The organism is Acetobacterium sp. MES1, from assembly GCF_002237635.1.
Taxonomy (GTDB): domain Bacteria; phylum Bacillota; class Clostridia; order Eubacteriales; family Eubacteriaceae; genus Acetobacterium; species Acetobacterium wieringae.
The window spans coordinates 1-14,757 of record NZ_MJUY01000019.1 but is presented as its reverse complement, the minus strand read 5'-3'; the positions used below and the strand labels follow the sequence as shown (position 1 = coordinate 14,757).

Sequence of the window (14,757 nt, the reverse complement as noted above, 5' to 3'; positions counted from 1 at the left end):
TGTTACCTCCTTGCTGAGAAAGATAGGCTTGCGCTTATCTTTCAATCTTTTCCATGGTAAAGGCTTCAATGTTATCGCCAACCTTTAAATCGTTGTATTTTTCGATGCCAATACCACATTCGTAGCCGGTGTTAACTTCTTTGACATCATCTTTAAATCGACGTAACGAGGCAATTTTTCCTTCCAGAATGACGATTCCATCACGAATAATTCGGACGTCATCATTTCGGTTGATTTTACCTTCGGTAATGTAACAACCGGCGATGGTACCAACACTGGGGATTTTAAAGACTTCCCGGACTTCGGCATTACCCATGACCTTTTCCCGGAATTCTGGGGCCAGCATCCCTTCCATGGCTTTTTTGATGTCTTCAACGGCATCATAAATAACCCGGTAGAGTCGCATATCCACTTCTTCGGTTTCAGCCAACTTGACGGCATTTTTATCCGGTCGAACATTAAACCCAATAACAATGGCGTTGGAGGTTGCGGCTAACATCACATCCGTTTCATTAATGGCGCCAACTGCTCCGTGAATAATATTGATGCGGACGGCTTCGTTATCCAGTTTTTCCAGGGATTGTTTGATCGCTTCGATGGAACCCTGAACATCCGCTTTAATAATAATATTGACATCCTGAATATTGCCGTCCTGAATCTGACTGAACAGATCGTCAAGAGAAATGTTGGAACGACGCTGACGTTCACCTTTTTGCATCTCTTTTCGTTTTTCAGCTAATTGACGGGCTTCTTTTTCATTTTCCAGAACAATAAAATCGTCTCCGGCTACCGGAATATCGGACAACCCAGAAATTTCCACCGGTGTCGATGGGCCAGCCTTTTTAAGACGTTTGCCTTTATCATCAATCATCGTTCGGATTTTACCATAGGTGGTTCCCGAAATAATTGAATCCCCTATATGCAAGGTACCCTGCTGAACCAATAAGGTGGCAACCGCTCCTTTACCCCGTTTGATCTGGGACTCGATCACACTGCCCCGGGCTTCCCGACCAGGATCAGCGGTCAGTTCTTCCATTTCGGACATCATAATGATCATTTCCAGCAGGGATTCAATCCCTTCACCGGTTTTAGCTGAGACGTTAACAGCAATGGTTTCCCCGCCCCATTCTTCAACTACCAGATTATATTTGGTCAGCTCCTGTTTAACCCGTTCCGGGTCAGCGCCAGGTTTATCAATTTTATTGATCGCCACCAAAATCGGAACACCAGCAGCCTTGGCATGATTAATCGCTTCTACGGTTTGAGGCATGACCCCATCATCCGCAGCAACCACCAGAACTGCGATATCGGTAATCTGGGCCCCACGGGAACGCATGGCAGTAAACGCTTCATGTCCCGGGGTATCAATGACGGTAATGGCATGGTTATTGATATTAACGGTATAGGCCCCAATATGCTGGGTGATTCCACCCGCTTCGCCAGCAATAACATTCGCTTTACGGATGCGGTCAAGCAGCGAAGTTTTACCATGATCGACGTGTCCCATGACGGTGACAACCGGTGGTCGGGGGATTTCATTTTCACTTTCTTCTTCGTCATACTCTTCCAGAATTTTGGAAACGACGTCTTCAATTTTGATGGCTTCCACTTCAAAGCCCAGCTCTGCCGCAACAATCGCCGCTGTTTCAAAATCGATTTCCTGATTGATGCTCACCATGGTTCCAGCCAGCATCAGGGTTTTTATAACCTCGGTGGCGCTTATTTCAAGGACATCAGCCAATTCACCAACGGTTAAGACCTCCGGTATTTCAAAGGTCTGGTTTAATTGTACTGACTTCTTCTTCTCATCCTTGATGCGCTTGTAAACACTTCGAGCCGTTTTTTCTTTTTTGCTGTGATCCCGCATCTTAGGCTGTTGACCTTGATTATTGGAAACCGGTCGTTTTTTATCATCGGCTTTTTTCGGGCCATTGCCACCTGTTTTGGGTTGGTTTTTTTGTGGTGGACGAGTCGGTTTTTTAGTCTCACTCGTCCCCTTAGGGGCAGCAGGATTGGCACTGACTTTAGTCGGTTCCTTAACAGAGGCCTTTTTCGGCTCAGTTTCCTGCTCTGCTTGATACTTATTTTTATCGAATTTTTCTTCAAATTCGGAAATTTGTTGATCAGTCAGGGCGCTCATATGGTTTTTTACAGGAATATTGTACTTATTTAAAATGCTTACGAAATCTTTGCTGGGAATATCATATTTTTTAGCTAAATCGTATACTCTTAATTTTGACATAGTATTCCTCCCTTCAATATTTTATTTATTTCATTTGTTTTTTCTCTGACAGTTGCTGTCGAACGATTTCGACAACATCACTTTCTACTTTTCTTTTAAATGCCCGTTCCAAATAATTTTTATTCAGGAATTGATCAACACAGGCATCGGACTGGCAGACATAAGCACCACGTCCATTAGCTTTTCCGGTGGGATCAAAAAAAATTTCGCCAGATTTATCTGAGACAATCCTAAATAAGTCACGTTTATCAAATTTGGAATGGCATATAACACAGGTTCTCTGTGGAATTTTTTTCATTTTACCTCCCTGACATTGTTTTATCTAAGTATTATAGCATAAAAAGCTATATTAGTGATTAAACCTTTAATTTTCCAGATCTGAAATGTTGTCGAAGAGGACGTCTTCTTCAGATACTGACGAATTCATCAACTCCAGAGCCTCAGCGGATTCAAGCTCTTCTTTTAGCTCCAGTAAAATATCCTCGGTTAAACCGCTATTCTGGGTTTTTGATTCATTATGTTGGTTGACATAGTCAATTTTGCTTTTGATGTCAATTTTCCAGCCAGTCAGTTTTGCGGCCAGACGGACATTTTGACCTTCCTTACCAATGGCCAGGGATAATTGATAGTCATCAACAATCGCCACCGCTGATTTTTCGTCTTTATTGGCGATGATTTCAACTACTTTGGCTGGACTCAGGGCATTGGACAGATATTCTTCAACCGAGTCGCTCCATTTAATAACATCTATTTTTTCACCCTGCAACTCATTGATAATATTTTGAACCCGGACCCCTTTTTGGCCGACACAGGCACCAACCGGATCAATACTGGGGTCATTGGCTTTGACGGCCACCTTGGTGCGAGAACCAGCTTCCCGGGAAATGGAGACAATATCGACAATCCCGTCAAAGATTTCCGGTACTTCGGATTCGAACAAGCGCTTGACCAACCCCGGATGGGTTCGGGATACATTGACCTGGGGTCCTTTGGTGGTTTTTTTAACCATTAGTAAGTACACTTTTAAGCGTTGGTTCAGCGTGTATGTTTCGCCAGTCGTTTGCTCAGATGGCAACATCACTGCCTCCAATTTACCGATTTCTACATACACAATACCTTTTTCGATTCGTTTAATAATCCCGGTTAAAACTTCATCCTGTCGTTTGAGGTAATCGTCGTAGATGATATTGCGCTCTGCTTCTTTAATCCGCTGGATGATCAATTGCTTGGCATTCTGGGCCGCAATTCGGCCGAAATCCCGGGGTCGGACTTCTTTTCTGAAAAAATCGCCGACTTCGTAATTACTGTCAACTTCCCGGGCTTTTTCAAGCGAAATCTGACTGTGATCATTTTCCGGAACCTCGACAATTTCTTTTAATGCAAAGACTTGAATATCGCCATTTTCACGGTCAATGCTGATCTCAACATTGTGTGCATTGCCATAATTCTTTTTATATGCGGTGGTAATTGCAGCCTCAATTGCTTGAATTAATTCTTCTTTATCAATTGATTTTTCTTCTTGAATTACATCCAGAGCGCGTATAAACTCCTGATTCATATTGGTTTTCTCCGCCTTCCGTATTATTCAGCTGATGGAAGAGGTTTAAAATTCAACTCATCCAACCGATTTGCTTTTGCAATTTTACTGTTCTCCAGTGTCAGCAGTTCACCTGTTTCCAATTCAAGGGTTAGTTCATCGGTAGTATATGATTTTAATACCCCCTCGATATCTTTTTTCCCATCCATCGGTGCGAAAAGATGAACTGCTATTTTTTTATCAAGATTTGACAGGAAATGTTTTTCTTTTTTCAACGGACGATCCATTCCGGGTGATGATACTTCGAGAAAATAACTTTGTTCGATGGGATCCTGCTCGTCAAGCATTTCACTGACTGGTCGGCTGACTTTTTCGCAATCTTCCAAAGAAATGCCATTTTCCGAATCGATAAACAGGGTCAGATACCAGTCCTTTCCTTTTTTTTCAAAGGTCAGATCGGTTAGTTCATACCCCAGTGATTCGACCACTGGAGCAGCTAATTCTTCTAATAAGAACTCTTTCGATACTTTTTTCATACTTATTCCTTTTATTTTATTATTTATCTAAAAATCTGGGTTGTATTTTTCACAGTAGCCATCACTTTGATACCGACTTGAAAAATCAGCACCACCCGTCTAACGGGTGGTTTGCTCTGAGGCTATAAGCCTCTGTTACCGGCCGGCGCCTCAAGACGCTGGCCTTCACTTCGTTCAGGCTCTATGGCCTTTGCCACTTTTGCTTGCCCCTAAAGGAGCTTTCGTATTACCAGCTATCCCCTAAAGGGGTCTTCGTATTCCTTCACACTCAATTTATCCAATGCTATATCATGTTTTTCTTGTTCTTCGATGTATTTCCGTATGGTTGCTTCATTTAACCCAACTGTACTAACATAATATCCTTCCGCCCAGAAATGTCTGTTTCCGAACTTATATTTCAAATTTGCATGTTTGTCAAATATCATCAATGCGCTTTTTCCTTTGAGATATCCCATAAATTGAGAAACACTTATTTTGGGCGGAATGCTCACCAGCATATGCACATGGTCCGGCATCAGATGCCCTTCAATAATTTCTACTCCCTTGTATTTACACAATTGCCTTAATATTTCACCAATACTTTCCCGGTATTGATTATAAATTATTTTTCGTCTATACTTAGATGTAAATACAATATGATATTTGCACATCCATTTTGTATGGGATAAACTATTTGTCTTATTTGCCATTAAATCACCTTTCCTTACTTTTGATAGAGCCTGAACATCTCTATCTTACATGGAAAGGTGATTTTTGGGTATAACCCTTTTGCCCACCACCCGCATAGCAGGTGGTTTATTATTTCGCACGTTTTGCGTGCTCAACAGACTAAAGTCTAAAATAGTTAAGAGTGGGTCTCCCCACTCTTAATGAAATACTATATAATTGAATGAACAATTAAATAAATCATATCCCGATAAAACCATTAAACCTCTAAAATTTCCGCTTCTTTTTCTTTTAGAATGGCATCAATGTTTTTAATCTCTTCGTCCGTTACCTTCTGAATTTCTTTTTCACCTTGCTTTAAATCATCTTCGGTGATCAGACCTTCTTTTTGTCCATCTTTAAGATCCTGAATGGCATGACGACGAATGTTTCGCATAGCAACCTTGCATTCTTCTCCGTACTTTTTAACCAGTTTGACCAGCTCTTTACGGCGTTCCTCGGTTAACTGGGGAATCAGTAAACGGATAATTTTACCGTCATTAGAGGGATTAAAACCCAGGTCAGATTTTAAAATACCCTTTTCGATGGCCGGAATAGCGGTTGCATCATAAGGGCTTACAACGATCATGCGTGGCTCAGGAGTACTGATGTTTGCCAATTGATTCAAACTTGTCGGTGATCCATAATAATCCACCATGACCTTGTCAAGAATTCGGGGATTGGCTCGACCAGCCCGGAGACTTCCCAAACTTTCATTAAGGTTTTTAAGGGCTTTATCCATTTTTTCATTTGCTGTGGCTTTGATCTCATTAACCATCTTCTATACCTCCTGAATAATTGTTCCGATTTTTTCGCCCATAATTGCACGTAAAATATTTTTCGGTTCATTTAAACCAAACACTAGAATAGGGATGTGATTATCCATACATAATGAGGTTGCGGTTGAATCCATGACCTTCAGGCCTTGATTCAGTACATCTATGTATGATAATTCAGAATAGCGGACTGCATCCGGGTTAACCAGGGGATCTGAATCGTACACCGCATCAATGCTTTTTGCCAAGAGGATAATTTCAGCATCAATTTCTGCTGCTCGCAGGGCAGCCGTTGTATCGGTCGTGAAAAAGGGATTTCCGGTACCGCAGGCAAAAATAACAACCCGTCTTTTTTCGAGATGTCGAACGGCTTTTCTGCGGATATAGGGCTCGGCAATTTGTTTCATTTCAATTGCAGTTTGAACCCGGACGGGCACGTCCATTTCTTCCAGAACATCCTGTAAACCGAGGGCATTGATGCAGGTGGCAAGCATTCCCATGTAGTCGGCGGTTGATTTATCCATCCCTTCGCCGCTTCGTCCCCGCCAGAAATTACCACCGCCGACAACAATGGCTATTTCAACACCCAATTCAAAAACCTCTTTGATCTGGCTGCAGATAGCTTGTACCGTCGGCGTATCAATACCATGGCTGGTTGTACCGGCTAATGCTTCTCCACTTAATTTTATGATGACACGTTTGTATTTCGGTTCCAATAAAACTCCCCCTTTCATTTTCTTTATTATATCGTAATGTGAAATAATTTACAATCGAATCAACGGTAAAAAAAGAACACGAATGTGTTCTTTTTCAGCGTTTATGCGTTTAATTGCTTCGCTACTTCTTCGGCAAAGTTTTCTTCTTTTTTCTCTAAACCTTCACCCATCTGGAAGCGGGCAAAGCGTCGGATTTTGACATTTTCGCCGATGGTCATAATTTGCTCTTTAACCAGATCTTCAATAGTCAGATCGGGATTCTTAACAAAAGGTTGTTCCAACAGACAAATTTCTTTATAATATTTGCTGACACGGCCTTCAACCATTTTATCAACGATTTTTTCTGGTTTGCCTTCATTGAGCGCCTGAGCTCGAAGAATTTCTTTTTCTTTTTCAATTTCTTCCATTGGCACTTCTTCTTTGGTTACATATAAAGGATTGGCAGCAGCAATGTGCATTGCCACGTCTTTAACAAAATTTTTAAATCCTTCATTTTTAGCAACGAAATCAGTTTCGCAGTTAATTTCGACGAGTACGCCAATTTTTCCACCCATATGGATATACGCTTCAACGATTCCTTCAGCGGCAACACGGCCAGCTTTTTTATTGGTAGCAGCCAGTCCTTTTTCCCGCAGATAAACCATTGCGTCTTCGATATTTCCGTCTGTTTCAACAAGCGCTTTTTTGCAGTCCATCATTCCGGCACCACTTTTAGCGCGTAATTCTTTTACTAATTTTGCGTCCACTTTTCTCCTCCTGATCGTAATTATAAACTATTCTGCTTCAGTAACTTCTGCAGCTTCTTCGACTTCGTCAACGTCGCTGACAACTTCTTCGACGACAGCTACTGGTGCTACTTCAATTTCTTCTTCGACTTGTTCGCCCTGACGTCCTTCAATAATCGCATCAGAAATAACTGAAAGAATCAAAGCAACCGCACGAATCGCATCGTCATTACCAGGAATGATATAGTCAATTTCATCAGGATCGCAGTTTGTATCTACGATACCGATAATTGGAATACCCAGTTTTTTAGCTTCAGCAATGGCAATTCTTTCTTTCTTTGTATCGATAACAAAAATTGCACCCGGAACACCCTTCATATCTTTGATGCCGCCCAGGAATTTTTGTAATTTTTCACGCTGACGTTTCAGCTGAATAACTTCTTTTTTAGGCAGAAGATCAAAGGTACCATCTTCTTCCATTTGTTCCAATTCATTTAATCGTTCAATTCGTTTGCTGATGGTACCGAAGTTTGTTAAGGTTCCACCTAACCAACGATGATTCACGCAATAGCTGCCGCTACGTTTTGCTTCTCGTTCGATGCTTGTCTGAGCTTGTTTTTTGGTTCCGACAAACAGAATTTCTTCGCCGTTTTCAGCCAGTTCTTTGACAAACGCATACGCTTTTTCAATTCGTTTCACAGTTTGTTGTAAATCAATGATGTAAATACCATTTCTTTCTGTGAAAATATATGGAGCCATTTTTGGATTCCATCGTCGTGTCTGGTGCCCGAAATGCACCCCTGCTTCTAATAATTGTTTCATTGAAACACATGCCATAATTCATTCCTCCTTGGTTTTTCCTCCATTCTCATCAATCAAGAACATCGACCAGCAAACCGGCACCTGATGTCTTTCAGAGAATGTGTGTAATACATACCGATATATATTAACATAGCGTTGCTGTTAATACAAGTTATTTTTTTATTTAGAGTAAATATTTTTGATAATTATCCCGCTTTTCAGAGATATTAAAGACCCGTTCCACGTAATTCATATCAATGACAAAATCGTCCTGTTCGTAATCGGACGCATAAAAGGATATTTCTTCCAGTAATTTTTCCATTACGGTGTGCAGCCGCCGGGCCCCGATGTTTTCGTCTTCTTCATTTTGAAGATAAGCAATTTTAGCAAGATACCGGACTGCTTCGTCCTCAAAAATCAGATTGACATCCTCGGTTCGGATCAGCTGCTGATATTGCTTAATGACCGAGTTTTCAGTATGGGTCAGAATCTGAATAAAGTCTTCTTCAGTCAAACTGTCCAGCTGGACACTGATCGGGAAACGACCCTGGAGCTCGGGAATCATGTCAGAAATTTTTGACACATGAAAGGCCCCGGCTCCAATAAAGAGAATAAAATCGGTTTTGATCGGACCATATTTGGTGTTAACCGTGCTGCCTTCAACAATTGGCAGGATATCCCGTTGAACCCCTTCCCGGGACACATCGGGTCCGTGGTTGTTGCCGTTACCGATAATTTTGTCAATTTCGTCGATAAAGATAATGCCATTCTGTTCGGCATCCTTGACACCCTGTTCGTTGACCTGATCCATGTCAATTAACTTTTGGGCTTCCTGATTGATCAGGATTTTCCGAGCCTCAGAGATTTTGACATTTTTCTTTTTTTTCTTTTGAGGCAAAAAGTCACCAAGAATATCATTCATATTGAATGACATACTATCGCTGTTCATTCCCTGCATAATACCAATAGTTTTAGAACCGTCGTCATCCACTTCAATTTCAATCATCTGGTCTTCCAGCCGACCAGCGGCCAAATCCTTTGATAGCGCTTCCCGTTTTTCTTTTTTGGTCTGCTCTTTTTCGGCATCTCCTTCGAGTTCCGATAGTGTTGGGGTTGTCGGCGGGGATGGTTTGATAAAAATGTCAAAGGGGGTTTTTAGGGTTTCTTTGACTTTTTTTGAAGGTACCAGAATATCCAGAATAATTTTATTGGCATTTATTTCGGCTTCGGCATAAACTTCTTTCATTTTTTCCTGTTGAACGTTTCGGATGGCTGTATTGACCAGATCCCGAACCATCGACTCAACATCCCTGCCAACATAACCGACTTCGGTAAATTTAGTTGCCTCAACCTTGATAAATGGTGCTTTCACCAGCTTCGCCATTCGTCGGGCTATCTCGGTCTTCCCGACCCCGGTTGGTCCAATCAAGATGATGTTTTTAGGCGTGAACTCATCGATCAGATCGGCTGGTAACAACGACCGTCGATAGCGATTGCGAATCGCCACAGCCACAGCTTTTTTTGCCGCTTCCTGACCAATGATATAACGGTTTAGTTCGGTAACGATTTTTTTTGGTGTTAGTTCTTTCATTAGCATTCTTCCGTTTCTATAATACTTCAACAGAAATATTATTGTTGGTAAAGACACATATTTCTGAAGCAATCTTTAATGATTCGTAGACCATTTCTTCGGCACTGAGGTTTGAATGACTTTTTAAAGCCCGGGCTGCGGCAAGTGCATAGGATCCACCGGAACCAATGGCCGCCACATCATCATCCGGTTCAATGACTTCGCCGTTCCCTGATAAGACCAGGGTCTCGGCTTCGTCCATGACAATCAGCAGGGCTTCAAGTTTCCTGAGAATCTTATCTGAGCGCCACTCCTTGGCCAATTCCACTGCGGAACGTTTTAAATTACCGTTATACTGTTCAACCTTGTGCTCGAATTTTTCGCACAGGGTAAAGGCATCGGCAACCGATCCGGCAAACCCCACCAGGATTTTATCATGATAGATTCGTCTGATTTTAGTGGCTTTGTTTTTCATGATTGTTTTTTCGCCCATGGTTACCTGACCATCTCCAGCTATGGCGACTTGACCGTTATGACGGATTCCTACGATGGTTGTTGCATGAAACATAGTTATTCTCGCTTTCTTAACACTTGTACTTTAATTTACTCGGCCGTTGGTGCTTTATAGCCGCAATCTTTTTTATCGCAATAGATCGATTTGCGTTTTCCCAGGCCTTTTTGAAACAGGGTTGATCCGCAGACCGGACATTTTTCAGGAATCGGCAAGTCCCAGTTCATATAGTCACAATCCGGGTAATTGTTACAGGAATAAAAGGTTCGTCCGGTTTTTGAGGTTCGCTTAACAATATCGCCACCACAAACTGAACAGATCCCTCCGGTTTTTTCAAAATAGGGTTTGGTATTTTTACAGTCCGGAAAGCCGGGGCAGGCCAGAAAGCGGCCATATTTTCCTTTTTTAATGACCATGCGGCGGCCGCACAATTCGCAATCGACATCCGATTCGGGATCAGCGATGGTTACTGATTCAGCCTTTTCCTGGGCATTGGTCAGTTCTTTTTCAAAACCCTGATAAAAGTTTTTAAGCAATTCAACCCAGTCAGTTTGGCCATCAGAAACGGCATCAAGACGATCTTCCATTTCGGCGGTAAAGGAAATATTTACCACATCACTGAAATATTCTTTCATCAGATGGGTTACCGTGACACCAAGTTCGGTCGGCTTGAAATGTTTGTCTTCCACTTCCACATAGTCACGATTTTTAATGGTTGCAATAGTCGGTGCATAGGTACTGGGTCGACCGATGCCCTTTTCTTCAAGGATTTTAACCAATGAGGCCTCGGTGTAGCGGGCCGGAGGCTTGGTGAATTTCTGCTCTTTCGTTGTTTTAAGCCGTTCCAGGTCATCGCCGATGGCCAGTTCCGGCAAGATGCTGTCATCATTTTTACCAGCCCCTTTGCCAACCCGGGTAAAGCCATCAAACTTTTGGGTTTCGCCTTTGGTTTTAAAAATCAGATTGCTGCAGGCTACATCCACATCGGTAACGAAATACTGGGCATCAGCCATCTGACTGCAGAGCAGTCGTTCCCAGATCAGCTTGTACAGACGATACTGGTCCGGCTCCAGTGAATTGCGGGCCTCTTCAGGCGTTAGCATGACTGATGACGGACGAATGGCTTCGTGGGCATCCTGGACATTTTTCTTCTTTCCGGCTTTTTTCTCAGTGCCCAGATAATCATCGCCAAAATGTTCTGTTATATATTCCTTGCTCTCAGCAACCGCTTCGTCAGCAATCCGGGTTGAGTCGGTTCTTAAGTAGGTGATCAAACCGGTCAGCCCACTGCCCTTAATATCAACCCCTTCGTAGAGCTGCTGGGCCAGACGCATGGTGCGTTGAGTGGTGAAGCCCAGAACCTTATACGCTTCCTGCTGGAGGGTACTGGTGGTAAAGGGGAGCGGTGGTTTTTGATAACGAATCCGCTTTTTAACATTTTCAACGACAATGGGATGGGCGTTTACTACCTTTTCCAGCCGAATGGCCTCTTCGGCGTTGGTAATGGTTTTCTTTTTGCCATCTTCCGAATAAAATTTGGAGATGAAGGTTTTTTCGTCATCGGCTTTTTTTAAAAGCAGCTCCAGGTTCCAATACTCTTCGGGAATAAAGGCGGCAATCTCCTCTTCCCGATCGACAATAATTCTGGTGACAACGGATTGAACCCGACCACCACTAAGCCCCTTCTTTACTTTTTTCCACAAAAAAGGACTCAGTGAATACCCAACCAGTCGATCCAGAATCCGCCGGGCCTGTTGTGAATTGACTAAATCGATATCGATTATGCGTTTATTTTCAATGGCCGCATTGACAGCTTTTTTGGTAATTTCATGGAACTCAATCCGGCATTTGGTTGCTAAATCGATTTCCAGAAAATTTGCCATATGCCAGGAAATCGCTTCTCCTTCCCGGTCAGGGTCAGTGGCCAGATAGACCTGATCGGCTTTTTTTGCAGCATTTTTCAGTTTTTTCAGTAATTCCGCTTTGCCCCGGATTTTTATATAGTCCGGTTTAAAATCTTCTTCTATATTAATACCAATTCGGCTTTTGGGCAGATCAATTACGTGTCCCATCGTCGCTTCAACTTCGTAGCCTTTTGGTAAATACTTCTTAATCGTTTTTGCTTTTGCCGGCGATTCAACGATAACCAAGGTTTTACTCATTGAATACCTCCTTCTCTCTTAATAGTAACGACGCTTTTCTCTTAAAATAGCAACATTATAGCAAATCTTTCCACAAAATACAAACTTATGCAGTCGAATATAACGCATTGTCCTTAAATTAACAGGATATTTCCGTATTTAATTTGAATGATCTCTGCTATTTCCATCATCGTCAGCAGACTATTTACCTGATTGATGGGTAATCCGGAGCCTGCCACCAACTCATCAATGGTGCGATAACCCTTTTTAATCAGATCAAAGAGTAGCCGTTCATTCGGATTGGTCAGTTTTAACTCAGTCTGTTTGTTATAAACGTCTGCCTTTGCTTCCGTGTGATCCGTCCATTGATCGAATAAAACATAATCCTCTAAAATATCACGGGGATCGGTAACAAGTTTTGCACCTTCTTTTAGTAATTGGTTTCCACCAGCCCAGTTGCAAGTGCCAATATCCCCGGGGATTACATAAACATTCTTGCCCTGTTCCAAGGCATGGTTGACCGTGATCAGTGATCCGCTTTTTTTACGGGCTTCTATCACCAGAACACCCTGGGAAAGCCCACTGATTAATCGATTTCGTTGTGGAAAGTGATATGGCAGGGGTTTATCACCCAAATTAAATTCACTGAGCAGCAGACCTTTTTGGGCCATCAAATCAAAAATCTTTTGATTGACCCGGGGATAGCAGATGTCAATACCGGTTCCTAAAACGCCAATCGTGCTCCCCAGTTCATTGATACTGCCCCAGTGACTCTTGCCGTCAATGCCATCAGCTAAGCCGCTGACAATAGTAATCCCCACTGAAGATAGAGATTGTGAAAATAACTTGGCGTGTTTTTCGCCAGCTACCGTGGGGTTGCGGGAACCGATTATGGCAATCGATAGTGGTGCCTGAAGCAGTGATAAATCACCTTTGGCATAAAGAGCCAATGGCGGCGTGTAAAGATTTAAGAGCGACTCCGGAAACTGGGGGTCATGACGCAGAAGCAGTGTAATTTTATTTTTTTCCAAATATGATAAATCCTGAGTTGCCTGCACCAGCGATCGAGACTGGAAAAAATAATTAACTGTCTTTTCATCAATGATCTTCGTCATCAAAAGGGTTTCGGGACTTAATGAATAAATCACACAGGGAGATAAAAATTGTTCGATCAGCATATTTTTTTGTTTGAGGGAAATTTTTTTTAGCCGCATAAACCATAGCCAATAAATTAAATCTTTCACCGTTTTCTTGTCCCCTTTGCATTTCGGATCACGTAGTGTATCATCATTATAATGGCAAAGAAAAGCCTTGGCAATCAAAAAGACCCGGCGCTGGTATCAAATCTCAGCGCCGGGCATTTTTTTATTATAATTATTCAATGACTTTTAATTCGGTATTAATATTCTGCGTAACATCCTGTCCAAACCATTTCATGGACAGCTCGGTTAATTTTCCATTTTCCCGTAGAGTATCCAGAGCCGTATTTAACTGTTCATTGAAGGCTGTGTCAGCTTTTCTGACGGTGATGCCGATGGGTTCATTTGACAAGACATCAGATGAAATTGCGTAGACATCCGGTTTTAGTGTGGTATAGAATTGAGCAACACTGATATCCGTCATAATGTTATCAATTTGCTTTCCTTCCAGTGCGGCGAAGGCGTCAAGCATGGCATCATATTTATTCACAGTATATTCAACGTTTTCCTGGGTTTTTAAAGCCTCCGCAGCATAATCAGCGGTGGTTTCGATTTGAACGCCGACTGTTTTTCCAGCCAGATCCTTTGGTGTTTTTGCCGGAGTCGCATCTTTACGAGAGACAATAACAATCCCATTGGCAAGGTATGGATCTGTCATATTAAAACCGCTTAGCCGTTCTTCCGTAATGCTGGTTCCCGATAAAACAATATCATACTGGTTGGCATTCAGACCATTAAAAATGCCGTCCCAAGCTGTTGGCACCCATTTAATCTCAACTCCGAGCTCATCTGCCAGGGCCTGACCCAGGTCGATATCAAATCCGACCAGTTCATTGTTTTCATCCCGGAATTCCAGTGGCAGATACATGTCATTGGTTCCGGCGGTTAACACGCCATCGGCCAGCGGATCTACGTTACTGGTCGATTTACTGCCACAGCCAGTCAACAACAAGGCAGCTCCTAATACAATTGCTACTAATGCATAACTTTTTCTTTTCATTTTTTCCTCCTACGGTATAAGTTTCATCTTTCATTATATTTGGCCATGCATAAAAATTCAAGTTATATTTCCCGAAATTAAATAAACAGCTGAAATTTGCTATTGCATTTCAGCTGTTTGTTGGGTGCGCCCGGCATGGGCGCAATCTAACGGGTGAAAGTCCCGAGCACGGGTAGATAGTGCCAAGTGCATAGCTTAAGGCAAGGGTGTCCCCGGCGACGGGGAATCTGAAGGAAGCCGGCGGCAAACTTCCGGTCTGACGAACAGAAATCACATCAGGCACCATCAAATGGGTAAG

General features: G+C 42.4%; 14 protein-coding genes. All 14 read right to left on the bottom strand.

All coding sequences use genetic code 11. The features are described from left to right. Positions 1-34 precede the first annotated feature (34 nt). On the bottom strand, positions 35-2,242 hold the full coding sequence (infB, locus tag BI182_RS07240) for a translation initiation factor IF-2 (RefSeq protein WP_286806559.1): 2,208 nt from the start codon (positions 2,240-2,242) through the stop codon (positions 35-37). Positions 2,243-2,267: 25 nt separating this feature from the next. Continuing rightward, entirely contained in the window at positions 2,268-2,540 is a 273-nt protein-coding gene (gene rnpM / locus BI182_RS07235; protein ID WP_070372203.1) for an RNase P modulator RnpM, read from the bottom strand. A 66-nt stretch (positions 2,541-2,606) separates the two neighbouring features. Then, positions 2,607-3,800 carry a transcription termination factor NusA gene (gene nusA, locus BI182_RS07230; protein WP_070372204.1) on the bottom strand — a complete coding sequence of 398 codons (1,194 nt, stop codon included), beginning with the start codon at positions 3,798-3,800 and terminating at the stop codon, positions 2,607-2,609. A gap of 23 nt (positions 3,801-3,823) precedes the next feature. After that, a complete protein-coding gene (gene rimP / locus BI182_RS07225) occupies positions 3,824-4,315 on the bottom strand; it encodes a ribosome maturation factor RimP (RefSeq protein WP_070372205.1) in 492 nt (163 codons plus the stop codon). Between the two features lie 233 nt (positions 4,316-4,548). Further along, positions 4,549-5,004: an IS200/IS605 family transposase gene (gene tnpA / locus BI182_RS07220; RefSeq protein ID WP_286806078.1), complete on the bottom strand. Its 456-nt coding sequence runs from the start codon at positions 5,002-5,004 to the stop codon at positions 4,549-4,551. Positions 5,005-5,240: 236 nt separating this feature from the next. Further along, positions 5,241-5,798, bottom strand: a complete 558-nt coding sequence (gene frr, locus BI182_RS07215) for a ribosome recycling factor (RefSeq protein WP_070372206.1) — start codon at positions 5,796-5,798, stop codon at positions 5,241-5,243. 3 nt (positions 5,799-5,801) lie between these two features. Next, positions 5,802-6,530 (bottom strand): UMP kinase, encoded by a 729-nt coding sequence (pyrH, locus tag BI182_RS07210; RefSeq protein ID WP_070372207.1) that lies wholly within the window; start codon positions 6,528-6,530, stop codon positions 5,802-5,804. Positions 6,531-6,613: 83 nt separating this feature from the next. Beyond that, positions 6,614-7,258 carry a translation elongation factor Ts gene (gene tsf, locus BI182_RS07205; RefSeq protein ID WP_084633727.1) on the bottom strand — a complete coding sequence of 215 codons (645 nt, stop codon included), beginning with the start codon at positions 7,256-7,258 and terminating at the stop codon, positions 6,614-6,616. A gap of 27 nt (positions 7,259-7,285) precedes the next feature. Then, positions 7,286-8,074, bottom strand: a complete 789-nt coding sequence (gene rpsB, locus BI182_RS07200) for a 30S ribosomal protein S2 (protein WP_070372208.1) — start codon at positions 8,072-8,074, stop codon at positions 7,286-7,288. Positions 8,075-8,222: 148 nt separating this feature from the next. Further along, positions 8,223-9,629, bottom strand: a complete 1,407-nt coding sequence (gene hslU / locus BI182_RS07195; protein ID WP_286806551.1) for an ATP-dependent protease ATPase subunit HslU — start codon at positions 9,627-9,629, stop codon at positions 8,223-8,225. Between the two features lie 16 nt (positions 9,630-9,645). Continuing rightward, on the bottom strand, positions 9,646-10,176 hold the full coding sequence (gene hslV, locus BI182_RS07190; RefSeq protein WP_070372210.1) for an ATP-dependent protease subunit HslV: 531 nt from the start codon (positions 10,174-10,176) through the stop codon (positions 9,646-9,648). 35 nt (positions 10,177-10,211) lie between these two features. Then, entirely contained in the window at positions 10,212-12,281 is a 2,070-nt protein-coding gene (gene topA, locus BI182_RS07185) for a type I DNA topoisomerase (RefSeq protein ID WP_070372211.1), read from the bottom strand. Between the two features lie 113 nt (positions 12,282-12,394). Continuing rightward, positions 12,395-13,504 (bottom strand): DNA-processing protein DprA, encoded by a 1,110-nt coding sequence (dprA, locus tag BI182_RS07180; RefSeq protein WP_286806548.1) that lies wholly within the window; start codon positions 13,502-13,504, stop codon positions 12,395-12,397. 130 nt (positions 13,505-13,634) lie between these two features. Continuing rightward, entirely contained in the window at positions 13,635-14,459 is an 825-nt protein-coding gene (locus BI182_RS07175; RefSeq protein ID WP_070372213.1) for an ABC transporter substrate-binding protein, read from the bottom strand. Positions 14,460-14,757 lie beyond the last annotated feature (298 nt).